We start from the raw sequence: 13,522 nt of genomic DNA on the forward strand, positions 1-13,522 counted from the left end.
TGACATCTTCTGTCAACCTTATTGCTAAGTAAAGTTTGCCTCGACAATGTTAGACGGGCTTTTGACGAATTCAGCACTACAGCTATAAACCTGTTCACTGATTGCTTAACTGAATTCGACAGAGCATGATGCTGGCGTTCACATGGCTGGTGTCGTGACCTGTCTAACGTAGACTGCGATGAGTCTTAGTCTGCACGTTCCGACTGTGTACAGATATGCCTAGATCTGACTAGATCTGCATAGGTTTTTCGGAACGGTGTCTGGCAAGCGGATCAAAATGTGCGAGGTACAGATTATCGAATGAACATTGTTTGGACAGATTGTAGCAAGATGGCTGGTTTGGTATCCCAATCAAGGGAAATAATCAAGATTGATCCCTAAACCCGTCCCTACATAGACGTTGCTTCATCTTGCCCATCCTACCTCAAATTTACTGTGCCAAGCAGAAACGTTTGCACTTTCTCTAATTGTCGTTTTAAGGATTCCAGTCGCTCATTTGCACCGATTAAGCTTTTGTCCCGCGCCTGTTGCTCTAATTGGGCGGCGATTTTGGGAATGAGTCGCACGCCAATATTCGCACTCGCACCCTTGAGCCGATGCGCTTGTTGCTCAATCATCTCGAAATCTTGAATCTGGAGAGCATGATACATTTGTTCGAGTCCTGGTTGAGTATGTTTCATAAAGGCTTGTATGAGTTGCTTTTGCAGGATGATTTGACCTCTGGAGATCACCTCTAGACGTTCTGTATCGAACAATGTGTCATCAAGGTAGAAGTCTGTAGACGCCAAACGACTCGAATTAATTTCCTCTTCCCTAGCTCCCTCTGCTCCCTCTGCTTCCCCTGCTCCCCCAGATCCCCCTGCTTCCCCTGACTTTGCCCAACGTTCGATCATTGCCTGTAAGGTAGCTTGCTCAAAGGGTTTAGTGAGAAAGTCATCCATCCCCACCGCCAAACATTTTTCGCGATCGCTCTCTACGGCACTAGCCGTTAAAGCAATCACAATCGTATGACGATTTGACCCTTCTTGGCGTCGTAACTCACGAGTGGCATCATAACCATCCAAGACAGGCATCTGACAGTCCATAAACACAATATCGTAAGATTTAGCTTGTAATTTAGCCAGAGCCTCTGACCCGTTACTGGCGCACTCAGGTTCATAACCCAGCATTTGCATCTGGTTCAGAATCACAGTTTGATTCACTGGATGATCTTCAACCAGTAAAATTTTCAAGTTGGACGGGTGATTAAGACGAGTGGGTTGATGGATAATAGCTTGCCAATTCTCCAGATCTTTCTCAGGCGTCACCGCACCCAATAGACTCTCCCATAGCTGTGACGCTTTCACGGGTTTAATCAGGTAACCCAAAATATCCATAGACTCCAACTCTTGCACCGCATCAAGTTGATGCATCGTTGTCATCACAATCAATTTAGTGGAAGCCAAACTGGGATTACAGCGAATCATCGGCACAATCCATTCACCCTGACTCCCAGGGAGTTGCAAATCCAGAATAGCTACATCATAGGGATGGCATCGCGTCACCGCATTTCTTAATGCATCCATAGTACTGGTACTATCCGTGGCTTCATCAATCTGCATCCCCCAGGCTTCCACAAGCGATCGCACGGTTTGGCGAGTTGTCGCATTTTCTGCTGTTACCAAGATTTTGAGCTGGCGTAGTGCCCAGGGAACGGCTTGGGCGGGCGGTAGCGGTTGTGTCTTAACGGGTACGGTAAACCAAAACGTTGAGCCTTGATCTATCTCACTCTTAACCCCAATTTTACCCCCCAGCAACTCAACCAGTTGCTGACAAATCATCAGTCCCAAACCCGTTCCTCCATAGCGCCGCGTTGTTGAAGCCTCGACTTGGGAAAATGCTTGAAACAACTTGGATTGATCAGCCGCGCTAATGCCAATTCCGGTATCAGTAACAGCAAATCGCAGTGTAATAGAAGATTGACATAAGGTATCTGTGGGTTGATGCCCACTGACCGCTACCCGCACCACAACTTCCCCTGCATCCGTAAACTTAATTGCATTACCCACCAGATTCAACAGAATCTGACGTAAACGTCCTGGATCACCCTGTAACTGCCGAGGAACATTAGGTTCAACCAGGATTGCTAATTCTAACCCCTTTGCCTCTGCCTGTACTGCTAAGACATCAATCACAGAATCCAGGCAACTGTCTAAGCTAAAGTCGATCTGCTCCAAAAGCATTTTACCGGCTTCTAGTTTAGAAACATCAAGAATATCATTAATCACCGTAAGCAGATGTTTAGCACAGCTTTCGATCGTTCGAGTGTAATTAACTTGTTGCGGGTTTAGAGGCGTTTGCAAGAGTAATCGCATCATTCCTAAGACACCGTTGATCGGACTGCGGATTTCATGACTCATATTTGCCAGAAATTTAGACTTTAGCCGTGCCGTTGCTAAAGCCGCTTCTCGCGCTTCTACTAACTCATTAATTGGAAAACAGGCAAGTACAATTCCGCCTACTTCCCCAGTTGGGGTATACCAGGGATGAATTGCCCAATGTTCATAAATTGTCTTACCATCAGCCCGTTGCCAGACATCTTCACTCTTGGTAATAATCTCTCCTTGTAACGCCCGTTGATGGTCTTCTCGCCAAGGTTCTGGTAGATCGGGGAATATATGACCCTAAAAATTGGTTCGCCAAGACTGTCCACATATTCACCCTCCCTCCTGGGTACTGTGACGCTGGGTAACTACTTACTATTAGATAGTAAGGGTCTACCGATTACTTTAACATTCTCCCCAACTATACCTGTCGAGGGTTAGTTGAGGTCTTCTCGCCAAGTTTGATCAACCTGAAAGTTGCCTAGATTAATGATTATTTTTTAGGGTTGTGAGCGATAAGTTTAGCAGCAATCACTGATAATGATAATTGATAACTGCTTACGCAAGATTTTTCACTCGTTTCTCCTTGACCAACGTCAAACTAACCCAAGATCCGCGATCGCTATAGCGACGAATCAGTCGCTGGCGTAGGTTGGGTTCGACTAACCAACCGACTTCTAGGACGAAACTGTGACCAGATTTAATGGTTAATGGACAGTTAGAAGACGTGCCATCGGGAAGCAGTACCACTTGAACAGGTAATGCGCCGTCCTGGAAATGGAGTATTGCTCCGTCAATTCTAGCACTGGAGGTTAGGGTGCGAACAGATTCACCGACGCCAAAGGTTAGCTGTTGGATGAGGCGGTTGCTGTCTTGACGTTCAATCGTGAGTTGGGTGGAATAGGTATCTGGCGAGCGCCAGTCGGGATAGAGGGTGATGGCTTCGCCAAGCCATTCTCCCAGTAATTGATCAACAGTTAGGGGGGGACGTTCTGGGGTATCGGTTCCGGCGCGTTTTTCCCGAATTAAGGTTAACTGAGACAGTTGAGCGTCTTTATTGTAGAGTTGCACTAACCGCAGGCGACGATTTCCGGCAATTAAGCCTAATTCAGCACCAAATTCGGAAAAAGGACCCCACTGCATTGAGCCTTGGGAAAAAGCGCCCGTCTCGACGACTAACACACTTCTGGCTAAGGAACTGTATTCTAAGACCGTTTCCTCTACGGCGCGATCAGGGGGATAGCGACGAATCACCTGGCGCACCGTTTGATTCTGATTGAGTCCCTCCAAGCTGACAACCGTTGGCGTATCCGTCAACGGTTCTCCTTGTGGCGAAAAGCGGGTAAATGAACCTTGCCATTCGCCTAAATTTTGTAGTAAACTGTCCCATTGCGATCGCATTGTTTTTCCTGCTCCCTGTTCCCTGTTCCCCTAATTAACTCGACGCACTGGTATAAAACCGTAGGGCAAACCGCCAAAAGATACCTGACGCTAGCAGTAATCCTAATGCCAGAATAGCAGCACCAACCACCCAGACCAACTCACCGCGACCAAGGATCACCTCTGCGGGTATCGTAGTTAAGAACGCCACAGGGACGACAAAGGTAAAGAAAAATCGATAAACGGCGGGATAAGCCACCATCGGAAAACGCCCAGCTTCCAAAAACCCGCGCAGCACTTCAGTCACATTATAAATTTTGACAAACCAAATACTCGTGGCTCCGAGTATAAACCAGAGGCTGTAAAGACTGATCAGACCAAAAAACAGGGGAACTGCGCCCAAGAGGTAATTAAACCAACTGACCTCAAGGCGTTCACCTGCATATCCTAGAAGTATTCCAGCAAAAATTAAATCGGGCAATCCCCAAGGAGACAGGGTGCGCGATGACAGCCAAAATTGAGAACTAATCGGCTTAAGCAGGATAAAGTCGAGGGTACCCTGTTGGACATGGTTGACAATGCGATTGAGATTAGGACTCAGCAGCGTCGCCGCAAACCCTTGGAGAAGGGTAAAAATCCCCAGAATCACTAAGGCTTCTTCCCAACTCCAGCCCTGAAAGGTATAGCCCGTGCGGTAAAACAAAAATAACCCAAATACACTGCCCACTAAGTTTCCTAGACTGCTTAAGGCAGCAATCAGAAAGTTGAGGCGATACTCTAGCTCAGCGGCGAGGGCAGTACTCCAGAACAACTGTAGTACGTTCAGATATCGTTTCATCTTAATTAAGATAGCAGAAATCACCCCTGAGGAGGCACAAAAGACGGCAAGGCGTTCATAATGTCAGTAGAGTTCAAGGAATTTTTGTGTCTCAAAAACGCAGGGTTTGGATCAAAGTCGTGTTAGGGCTGGCAGTTTTAGCATTAGTAGGTGTATCAATTATTCCTCTGTTGGGAACTGTTCTAGAGAGCAATCAGCCTTCTGCTGTCGCCACACCGAATACCCAACCCAGCCTATCAACAGAACAGCAAACTCAACTCGAAGACCAAGCCAAAGGGTATCAACTGGTTTTACAGCGAGAACCGCAAAATCAAACCGCGTTGCGGGGATTATTAGAGGCAAAACTGCGGCTAGGGGATGTTCAAGGCGCGATCGCACCCCTAGAAGCCTTAGCTGAACTGAATCCTGACCAACCGGAATTTGGGGTATTGCTAGCTCAAGCGAAAGAACAAACAGGCGATCGCGAAGGTGCAGCCCAAGCCTACCGTCAAATTTTAGCCTCACAGCCCGGAGATATCAATGCTTTGAAAGGATTAGCCGTCCTGTATATTCAGCAAAACCGTCCAGAAGCAGCAATTGGTTTATTGCAAGATAAGATCAAAAATGCCGCACAACAGAATCAGACTCAACCCGGTAGAGTGGATGTGAGTTCCATCCAACTTTTGTTAGGTGAAGTCTACCTGAGTCAACAACGTTTTACAGAAGCCCTCACCATATATGATCAACTGATCGAAGAAAACCCCCAAGATTTTCGCCCCGTATTGGCTAAAGCCCTAATTCTCCGCCAACAAGGGAAAACGGAAGAAGCCAAGCCTTTATTTACCACGGCGGTTTCTCTCGCACCGCAGGAGCGCAAAGATCAAGTCAAGCAACTTGCCACATTAAGTGAACAGCCTACACCTGCACCAACTGCATCCCCTGGTAATAACCCGACACCCGATTTTCCCGAACCACTTCCGGAAGGGGAAGAAAGTCCATAAATCATATTCCAGACATTCGTAGTTCGTAGTAAGGGATGCGAGCCTATCATCGATTTGGGTAGATCCCAAAAATCCAACTAATACTAAATTCGGGTTAACTACCCCTTTTTCGGTAAGGACACAAGTTAGGACACATCTTATGGTAGAGACGTTCCGGCGGAACGTCTCTACTTGTCCTAATCTATGTGTCTACTGCTATAACTAAACTTTTGCTAATTATAATATAAAAATAGCCATAAAATACACAGTAGTACAGATAATTGAAAAGCAACTATGACAACACAACTGCTGTCCCAAACCGCTAGCGAAATCATTTATCCTGATAGTGACGGACAACCGATGGCAGATAATACGATTCAATTTCGCTGGATTAACGTCATTTATTATAATTTAGCTTGGTTATTTGCCTCAGACAATAATGTTTTCGTGGCGGGAGACTTACTTTGGTATCCGGAGGAAGGGAATAACAAATTGCGTCAAGCCCCAGATGTGATGATCGTGTTTGGAGTGCCTAAAGTAGACAGAGGTTCTTATCATCAGTGGCAAGAAAATGATGATATCGCTCCCCAGGTTGTGTTTGAGATTCTTTCTCCAGGAAACACGCGCAAGGAAATGAACCGGAAGTTGTTATTTTACGATCGATATGGAGTCGAAGAATACTATCTCTACGATCCCTATAAAAATCGCTTAATGGGATGGATGCGCTCAGAATCGTGGCTCGATGTCATTGATCAGATGAATGGTTGGGTTTCCTCGCGGTTGGGAATTCGCTTTGAACTCACTGAAGAAACATTAGTGATTTACCGCCCTGACGGTCAACCGTTTGCTGATTATCTAGAGGTGCAGCAACAGTTACAAGCTGCCCAAAATCGGGCAATTGTTGCGGAAGAACAACTCCAACAAGAACGTCAAAAAGCAGAGCGATTAGCCGCACAATTGCGAGCCGCAGGACTTGAACCTGACCTATGAGTTTTGATGAGATGGAGGCGTCTCTACAACCCCTGCTACCTCTACCCTATGGTTTGTTTCCACCAAATACCGCTAACCCATAATATTTCCAAGGTACGGCTACAGTTTCAAATCCAGCCGCTTTTAACATTTCTAGATGGGCTTCTAATGTTGCTAGTTGATCGGGTTGAGAATAACCATAGGGGATACTTTTGCCTGTTTTTGTCCTGACTTCGGCTAACGTAGTTCCCTGTTGTACACACCATTCCTCGCGAATCTTCTTATAGGTTTCTGACAAAATGGGTGATTCAGGGACAACCGGATCAGCATTCCAAAACACACCACCAGGGTTAAGGCTTTCCCTAATTTTGCTAAACAGTTTTACCTTCATTTCATCGGTTAAATGATGAATAGCTAGAGAGGAAATACAAGCATCAAAACCCTCTCCCACCGATAACTGATGATTTGCCCAATCGCCAAAATCTCCTTCAATACCCATCCACCGTTGACGATATCCGGCTGTCTCTAGTTTGGCTGTGGCAAACTCAATCATCCGGGGAGAATAATCCACGCCGACGACTTGCAAATGGGGATAGCGCTGGAGTACCTTGAAACTCAATTCGCCAGTCCCACAACCCAAATCCAGTATACGTTTCGCCTGAGGCGGAATACAGCGTGCGATCGCCTCTAGCATTTCATCATATCGCGGTAAGAGTTGCCGGATATAAAGATCAAACTCAGCCGTCTTGGCAAAGACTTCTCCGGGGAATATGGAGTTGGGGGCGGCTGAGTCTGGATGAGTCTGAATTGGGTTGGTGGGATGAGAACTCACAAGCGTTGAGGATAACGACTATCCTTGAGATTGTACCGAAGATATTGGGTTTTTCGCGATCGCGTTGCGCCTTGAAGAATCAACTGCTGTTTTTATAGATTCCTGATTCCTGGCAATCAACACTCTAAATCTAGAAATGTTGACGATGCACTCGTACCCGTTTAGAAGGATCTTGCTTCTGCACCCAGATTAAAAACTTCTGCATTTGAGGTTCATTTTTTAGCTTTTCCAAAGAATTGAGTTCTTGGGATAAGTGAGTATTATCAAACAGAGAATGGATCTGCCGATGACAGGCAGAACAAATCATCGCCGTGGGAATTGTCTCGACTTTTTTCTTCTTTGCCTTCTGTCGAGGAATTAGGTGATGAATCGTTAAACGCTCAACCTCTCGTTCACATAATTGACAAATCATAGTGAGTTGCTGTCCTATCACAGACAAGTTAGAGTGAAAGCTTCACGAGTGCATCTTTGACGGCTGACGGTAATTTTCGCAAAATCTTGCCTTTCTCCCGGTCAACAGCTACTAATGTTACTCGACCGGTTACATAGAGTTCTTTGGTATCGGGCGATTGAATCTGGTAATCCCAATAGATGCGGACTCCGTCCATATCTGTCATCCGGGTTTTGACAATCGCCGTCTGACCCATGCGAAGCTGACGGTGATAGCGCACAGAGAGTTCAACCACGGGTAATTCACATCCCATCGCCACTAAGTCAGCATACTCGATGCCAATAGACCGTAAGCATTCTACCCGTGCTTCTTCCATCCAGGTTAAGTAATTACCATGCCAAACCACACCTGCATAATCGCTGTGGTGAGGATGTGCCCGCACCGGATACTCAAACCAGTGTTCGGTGGTGGCTGTTAAAGAGTGACTTTGGATGGCGCTGGTTGGTGGAAGTTGAGCCGAAGATTGGAAATTGTCAGACATATTACTAAACTAAGGGAGAACGTTACTGTGTTACTACCTAGATAGCACAGGAACAACCGTAAACTGCAAGCAGGAATAACCGATACATGTAGATTGGATTTAGAGCAAGTGGTTATCGTCAGTATTTAGCTGATCTCGCTTTAGTTTACAGTTTGTTAATGTCCTGTTTTTCTGAGTTTCCAGATTATGTATCCTGAGCTGTTTTTCGTGGGCGCCCTCCTCGCTTACCATTCTGACGAGCTGCTCTTGCTTTAGCTGTTGAAGTTACAGAGCCTCCTCTACTACCTAATTCAGCCATCCAAGCCTTAGTTCCAAATATTCCGAGCATTAGGGATGGAATACTGAGATCAACATCTAGTGTTTCCCAGTGTAAACCTTCACCAGATGGTGTCAATTCCACTTGTGCCAAGTCATCTGGCGAGGCATCCATCAACCCCTGAACTAACTCTGGGGGAAACAAAAAACTGGCTCCATTTTGAAGTTCAATAACAGTTCGACCAGATTTGTGATCATAATGGACGGATTGAGCGCGTGGTTCAGAAGCATCGGCAACTTGTGCTGCTGATCTTGCTTGGGCGATCTCATTCTTTAATGTTTCTTCATTCAGATCGGTATTTTTCATGATTAAGCTATCTTTTCTAAAGAGTAAGTGTTAGGTATTAGGTGTTATGTATTAGGGAAAACATAACACCACTGAATCTATAAAAGCCTATTTAATTTTATCTTAAGTAAAACTAATATTCAGTATTATTCTCCATGAATATCTCTCCATTTCTCTAGTAGTTCTGTCTGATGAGCAATAACCAATTTCATCGCCCTGACTGCATCTGAATCACTCATTTTCCATATTTTGACGAATGAAGGGCGTTCTGTTTCGCTACCAAGGTTAATCTTGGCTTCCCCGCCAGCCTTAATGACGTGGACATGAGATGGAAGGTGATCATTGGTATAAATACGTACACTCAAGCCATCTTTGCGTAAAACAGTTGGCATAAAAGGTTCAATATAGTTAAAAACCCAAGGGCTTGAGTTATTTTCAACTTAACCTAACTCCTTGGGTTTTGTTAAGCAACCAATAGTAGTATCGCAGTAAGCTATAAGAGTATTGGGGCATGATTTAGGCAAAAAATAATGCACAATCCATTCCCAGGAATGAACCCCTACTTGGAGTTGCCAGACCTATGGCATCAAGTCCATAATCGACTTATTGTGGCGGTAGCAGATGCCATTACCCCTCAAATCGTTCCTAAATATCGGGTAGCGATTGAGGAACGCATCTATACCAGCATCGATGACTCGTTACTCGTAGGAATTGCAGATGTGGCGGTTTCTCGTCGAGACTCCACTCGTACTGGTTCAACAGTCACGGCTACCCGGTTAGCTGAACCCACTCCGGTTAAAGTCCCTGTACCGGAACAGGTTACTGAACGATTTTTAGAGGTTAGATCAACCCAAACGGGTGCTGTTGTCTCTGTAATAGAAATCCTCTCTCCCAAAAATAAATCTGCCAAGGATGGTCGAGAGGCGTATCAAAATAAACGCCAGAAAATTTTGGCATCAACAACCAGTTTCGTTGAAATTGATCTGCTCAGAGTTGGCAAACCAATGCCAATTATTGGCGATACTCAGACAGGTTATCGTATCCTGGTTAGTCGGGGATATTGCAGACCGGATGCCGATTTATATACCTTTGGTTTAAAAGAACCGATTCCAGCATTTCCTGTCCCCTTACGCCAAGATGATTCTGAACCCATTGTAGACCTACAACAGTTACTTAATCAGATTTATGAGCGTGCTAGATTTGACCTAGCGATTGATTACTCAAAACCTGTCCAACCCGCCCTTCCACCTGAAGACGCGAGCTGGATTAGCGAAATTTTGGCAAGTAATACCCCCTTTGGCTACGGCGATTGAAATCGCTGCTACACTTGCCTTTCGTCCGCCTGCGCGGACTAGGTTATAACGAGGGTAGCTAACTCGGATTGGGTATGACCCGATGTCTTGACACGGATTTCACAGAAAAGATAAAACTTTCCAAAACCCTGAATAGTAAAGCACACCTATTGACACAGAGAACTCACCCTCTGTGCAATCAGTTCTATTAACCTCTCCCACCCCACCCTAAACTCTCCTCTAAATCCGTGAAATCAGTGTTACTTCGCCTCCATCCAATTTTTCCCTTCACTCACATCTACCACCAACGGTACAGTCAACTCAACCGCTGACTCCATTGTTTCCGGTATTTTTGCTTGCAATTCTTCCCATTCATTGGGTGGAACTTCAAAGACTAATTCATCATGAACTTGTAACAGTAATCGCGCCTGGTAATTCTGTAACACCTCATGCATTTTTACCATGGCAATTTTGATAATATCAGCACTAGAGCCTTGAATCGGAGCATTCGCGGCGGCTCTGAGTAACCCAGCGTCATATTGATCGATTCCCTTAAATTCATCAAGATTAATCTCTTTAGGATTTTTCCCTTTAGCCTCGCGCAGTTTGTTGCTATTGAACTCAAAGTAACGCCGACGACCTAAAAGAGTTTCCACATAACCGTTCGCGATCGCGTCCCGTTTCATTTGCTCCAAATACCCGAAAACTTTGGGATAACGCTGCTTCAATCGGTCAATAAACTCCTTTCCTTGTGCCGCCGATACTCCCGCTTCCCTAGCAAATCGCTGGGCTCCCATACCGTAAATCACACCAAAGTTAATCGTTTTACCCAATCGTCGTTCGTCTGGTGTTAAGGTTTCTTTCTCAAACAATAACTTCGCCGTTACCGCGTGAATATCCTGATTATTCCGGTATGTTTCCACCAGTACAGGTTCTTGACTCAGATGTGCCAAAATGCGTAACTCAATTTGGGAATAGTCTGCTGATACTAATAACCAACCCGATTCAGGTAAAAATGCTTTACGAATTTGGCGACTAAACGCCGTCCGAATTGGAATATTCTGTAAATTAGGATTCGATGAAGATAAACGTCCAGTACTGGTTATGGTTTGATTAAAATCCGTATGCACTCGCTGGGTATTTTGATCAACCAGTTTTGGTAACGCATCAACATAGGTGGATTTTAATTTAGAGAGGGTACGATGTTCTAAAATGGCATCAATAACCGGATGATCCCCTTGTAGTTTTTCCAATGTGGCATGATCTGTTGAGTACCCCGTTTTCATTTTTCGTGACTTGCGGCGGTCAAGGTTCAGTTTTTCAAACAGTAATTCACTTAACTGTTTAGGAGAGCCTAAATTCAATTCAACTCCTGCTTCTTTATAAGCGTTATGTTCAATGTCTGCGAGTTGTTTTTCTAGGGATTCCGAGAGTTCTTTGAGATAAGCCGTATCAATCCGAATTCCCTGATATTCCATCTGGGCTAAAACGGGTTCTAGAGGTTGTTCAACTTTCAGCAACAACTTTTCTAGCGCTGGAATTTCTTCCAGTTTTCCTCGCAGTTTTGGAACCAGTTGAAACGTGGCATAAACTTGCATCCCGCAGTAATTTGCCACTGTTTGACAACTCAGTGCAGCAATGGTTTTTCCTTTGGGAATCTTTAAATCCTTGTAGCTTTCTAGCTGAATTTCTAAATAACGCTCAGTCAAACTATTAAGGTTATGACTATTATCTGGATTGAGAACATAACTGGCTAACATCGTATCCATGACTACCCCAGCTAGTTTAATCCCCTGAGTTCGCAGCACCAGACGGTCAAACTTTACATTTTGTAGCACTTTGGGATAGCGATCGCTCTCTAAAATAGGACGGAGTGCTTCTATAACCCTCTGTTGCTCTAAATTGTCACCTTGCTCATGGGCGATGGGGATATAGGCAACTTCTGCTGGTTCAATTCCCCAACAGCAGCCAATTCCCACCAATTGGGCGTTCTGTGGCTTTAAAGCGCTGGTTTCCGTATCCCAAGCTACTGGAGTTGCGGAGTTGGTGCAGTTTTTGAGGATTTCGACAAGCTGCTCCAACTTATCTTTTGTATCGATAATCTGAGGTTGAATCGGACAACTGAGTGCAGTTTGCTTCTGGTAGTCTTCCGTTTCATCGGCTGTCCAGAAAGAATCAGGACTACTGTCTTCAACAGATGGTTCTTGTTCTGTCCCCGTCTCTTCCACGACGTTTCCACCAAAACGCTGCTGGAGTTCGTCAATTTTATTCAGAAAAAACTCAAACTCCAACGTTTGCAAGAGGGGTTTGAGGACAGATGTATCAAATCCCTCTAACTTCCCCGCCTCTAACTCCACATCCACAGGCGCATCAAACTTCAATTGCGCTAAATATTTAGAATGTTCGGCATCCTGTTTTCCCGTTTCCAGCTTAGTTTTTACTGCGCCTTTAATCTGATCAAGGGATGCATAAATGCTTTCCAGGGAACCAAAATCATTCAGCAACTTAACCGCCGTTTTTTCACCAATTCCCCTCACTCCCGGAATATTATCGGATTTATCCCCACAAAGAGCTTTGTAATCCACCACCTGTTCGGGTGTAATACCCAGTTTATTTTTTACCTCTTGGGTGCTATACTCTTGGATTCCTGTGGAACTGCTACGCTTCAAATCCTCCTTGCTCAGATAGAGAACTGTAATCGGCTTTTGCGGATCGATGAGTTGAAACAGGTCGCGATCGCCGGTTACAATTTTCACCTGATACCCTTCATCAGTCGCCAGATGTGCCAAGGTGGCTAACACATCATCAGCCTCGTAACCAGGTACTGCCAAGACGGGTAAATTCAACGCCGTCAGCAATTCCTTCAGATTTTGCAAATCTGGGATAAAGTCTTCTGGTGTTTCCGGTCTATCGGCTTTATAGGTATCGTCAGCTTCGTGACGAAACGTGGGCAATTCTAGGTCAAACGCCACCGCCATCGCCTGAGGTTGCTGAGAAGTGATCACCTCTAACAGGGATTTGAGAAAGCCAAAACACACGCTGGTAGGTATCCCTGTTTTTGTTCGCAATCCACCTCCTTTAATGAAGGCATAATAGGAACGGAAAGCCAGAGAATGACCGTCAACCAGGATAAACAGGGGTTTCTCTGTCGTTATGGGTTCAGCAGAGGGAGAGGAGTTAGGCACAGGCTTTGATTGAGACATAGCCCCATTTTACCGACTTGCATCTGCCTGTACAGAACTATTGTTTGGGTGAGTTTTTCGGAGCAGACTATCAAGCCATCAAACGAGGACGCAGGTTTTACCGTTTAACCACTATGAGTAGGGGCACGACATGTCTAGAGTAGGGGCACGACA

General features: G+C 45.2%; 12 protein-coding genes. 3 read left to right on the plus strand and 9 right to left on the minus strand.

Features of this window, described 5'->3' with window-relative positions; all coding sequences use genetic code 11:
• Positions 1-419: 419 nt before the first annotated feature.
• The 3 genes from RIM23_RS21330 to RIM23_RS21340 all read right to left on the minus strand — a co-directional run bounded on the left by RIM23_RS21330 (position 420) and on the right by RIM23_RS21340 (position 4,581).
• Entirely contained in the window at positions 420-2,657 is a 2,238-nt protein-coding gene (locus tag RIM23_RS21330; protein WP_446369108.1) for a response regulator, read from the minus strand.
• Between the two features lie 264 nt (positions 2,658-2,921).
• Positions 2,922-3,764: a DUF3598 family protein gene (locus RIM23_RS21335; protein WP_446369090.1), complete on the minus strand. Its 843-nt coding sequence runs from the start codon at positions 3,762-3,764 to the stop codon at positions 2,922-2,924.
• A gap of 34 nt (positions 3,765-3,798) precedes the next feature.
• Positions 3,799-4,581: an ABC transporter permease gene (locus RIM23_RS21340; protein WP_446369092.1), complete on the minus strand. Its 783-nt coding sequence runs from the start codon at positions 4,579-4,581 to the stop codon at positions 3,799-3,801.
• A gap of 86 nt (positions 4,582-4,667) precedes the next feature.
• Between RIM23_RS21340 and RIM23_RS21345 the strand changes: the two genes are divergently transcribed.
• Positions 4,668-5,561: a tetratricopeptide repeat protein gene (locus RIM23_RS21345; protein WP_446369094.1), complete on the plus strand. Its 894-nt coding sequence runs from the start codon at positions 4,668-4,670 to the stop codon at positions 5,559-5,561.
• Positions 5,562-5,834: 273 nt separating this feature from the next.
• Positions 5,835-6,530 carry a Uma2 family endonuclease gene (locus RIM23_RS21350; protein WP_446369096.1) on the plus strand — a complete coding sequence of 232 codons (696 nt, stop codon included), beginning with the start codon at positions 5,835-5,837 and terminating at the stop codon, positions 6,528-6,530.
• Between the two features lie 46 nt (positions 6,531-6,576).
• Here the strand turns inward: RIM23_RS21350 and RIM23_RS21355 are convergent, their stop codons facing one another.
• The 5 genes from RIM23_RS21355 to RIM23_RS21375 form a co-directional block, all read right to left on the minus strand.
• Entirely contained in the window at positions 6,577-7,341 is a 765-nt protein-coding gene (locus RIM23_RS21355; RefSeq protein ID WP_446369098.1) for a class I SAM-dependent methyltransferase, read from the minus strand.
• A gap of 130 nt (positions 7,342-7,471) precedes the next feature.
• Positions 7,472-7,753, minus strand: coding sequence for an HNH endonuclease (locus RIM23_RS21360; protein WP_446336257.1), 282 nt, complete (start codon positions 7,751-7,753; stop codon positions 7,472-7,474).
• A 28-nt stretch (positions 7,754-7,781) separates the two neighbouring features.
• Positions 7,782-8,273, minus strand: a complete 492-nt coding sequence (locus tag RIM23_RS21365; RefSeq protein WP_446336258.1) for an acyl-CoA thioesterase — start codon at positions 8,271-8,273, stop codon at positions 7,782-7,784.
• Positions 8,274-8,457: 184 nt separating this feature from the next.
• Complete coding sequence (locus RIM23_RS21370) at positions 8,458-8,895, minus strand: DUF2442 domain-containing protein (protein WP_446369100.1); 438 nt, start codon at positions 8,893-8,895, stop codon at positions 8,458-8,460.
• A 125-nt stretch (positions 8,896-9,020) separates the two neighbouring features.
• A complete protein-coding gene (locus RIM23_RS21375) occupies positions 9,021-9,266 on the minus strand; it encodes a DUF4160 domain-containing protein (RefSeq protein WP_446369102.1) in 246 nt (81 codons plus the stop codon).
• A gap of 138 nt (positions 9,267-9,404) precedes the next feature.
• On the opposite strand from RIM23_RS21375, the gene RIM23_RS21380 reads away from it, so the two are divergent.
• Positions 9,405-10,187: a DUF4058 family protein gene (locus tag RIM23_RS21380; protein WP_446369104.1), complete on the plus strand. Its 783-nt coding sequence runs from the start codon at positions 9,405-9,407 to the stop codon at positions 10,185-10,187.
• A 239-nt stretch (positions 10,188-10,426) separates the two neighbouring features.
• Here RIM23_RS21380 and polA read toward each other — a convergent pair whose 3' ends face one another.
• Complete coding sequence (gene polA, locus RIM23_RS21385) at positions 10,427-13,369, minus strand: DNA polymerase I (RefSeq protein WP_446369106.1); 2,943 nt, start codon at positions 13,367-13,369, stop codon at positions 10,427-10,429.
• Positions 13,370-13,522: the final 153 nt, after the last annotated feature.

It is taken from the genome of Coleofasciculus sp. G3-WIS-01 (genome assembly GCF_040223135.1).
Classification (GTDB): domain Bacteria; phylum Cyanobacteriota; class Cyanobacteriia; order Cyanobacteriales; family Coleofasciculaceae; genus Coleofasciculus.

Bases quoted from the DNA above. Each gene is read 5' to 3' on its own strand.
- RIM23_RS21335 (WP_446369090.1), bottom strand. From the start codon at position 3,764: ATGCGATCGCAATGGGACAGTTTACTACAAAATTTAGGCGAATGGCAA.
- RIM23_RS21340 (WP_446369092.1), bottom strand. From the start codon at position 4,581: ATGAAACGATATCTGAACGTACTACAGTTGTTCTGGAGTACTGCCCTC.
- RIM23_RS21350 (WP_446369096.1), top strand. From the start codon at position 5,835: ATGACAACACAACTGCTGTCCCAAACCGCTAGCGAAATCATTTATCCT.
- RIM23_RS21360 (WP_446336257.1), bottom strand. From the start codon at position 7,753: ATGATTTGTCAATTATGTGAACGAGAGGTTGAGCGTTTAACGATTCAT.
- RIM23_RS21365 (WP_446336258.1), bottom strand. From the start codon at position 8,273: ATGTCTGACAATTTCCAATCTTCGGCTCAACTTCCACCAACCAGCGCC.
- RIM23_RS21370 (WP_446369100.1), bottom strand. From the start codon at position 8,895: ATGAAAAATACCGATCTGAATGAAGAAACATTAAAGAATGAGATCGCC.
- RIM23_RS21375 (WP_446369102.1), bottom strand. From the start codon at position 9,266: ATGCCAACTGTTTTACGCAAAGATGGCTTGAGTGTACGTATTTATACC.
- RIM23_RS21380 (WP_446369104.1), top strand. From the start codon at position 9,405: ATGCACAATCCATTCCCAGGAATGAACCCCTACTTGGAGTTGCCAGAC.
- polA (WP_446369106.1), bottom strand. From the start codon at position 13,369: ATGTCTCAATCAAAGCCTGTGCCTAACTCCTCTCCCTCTGCTGAACCC.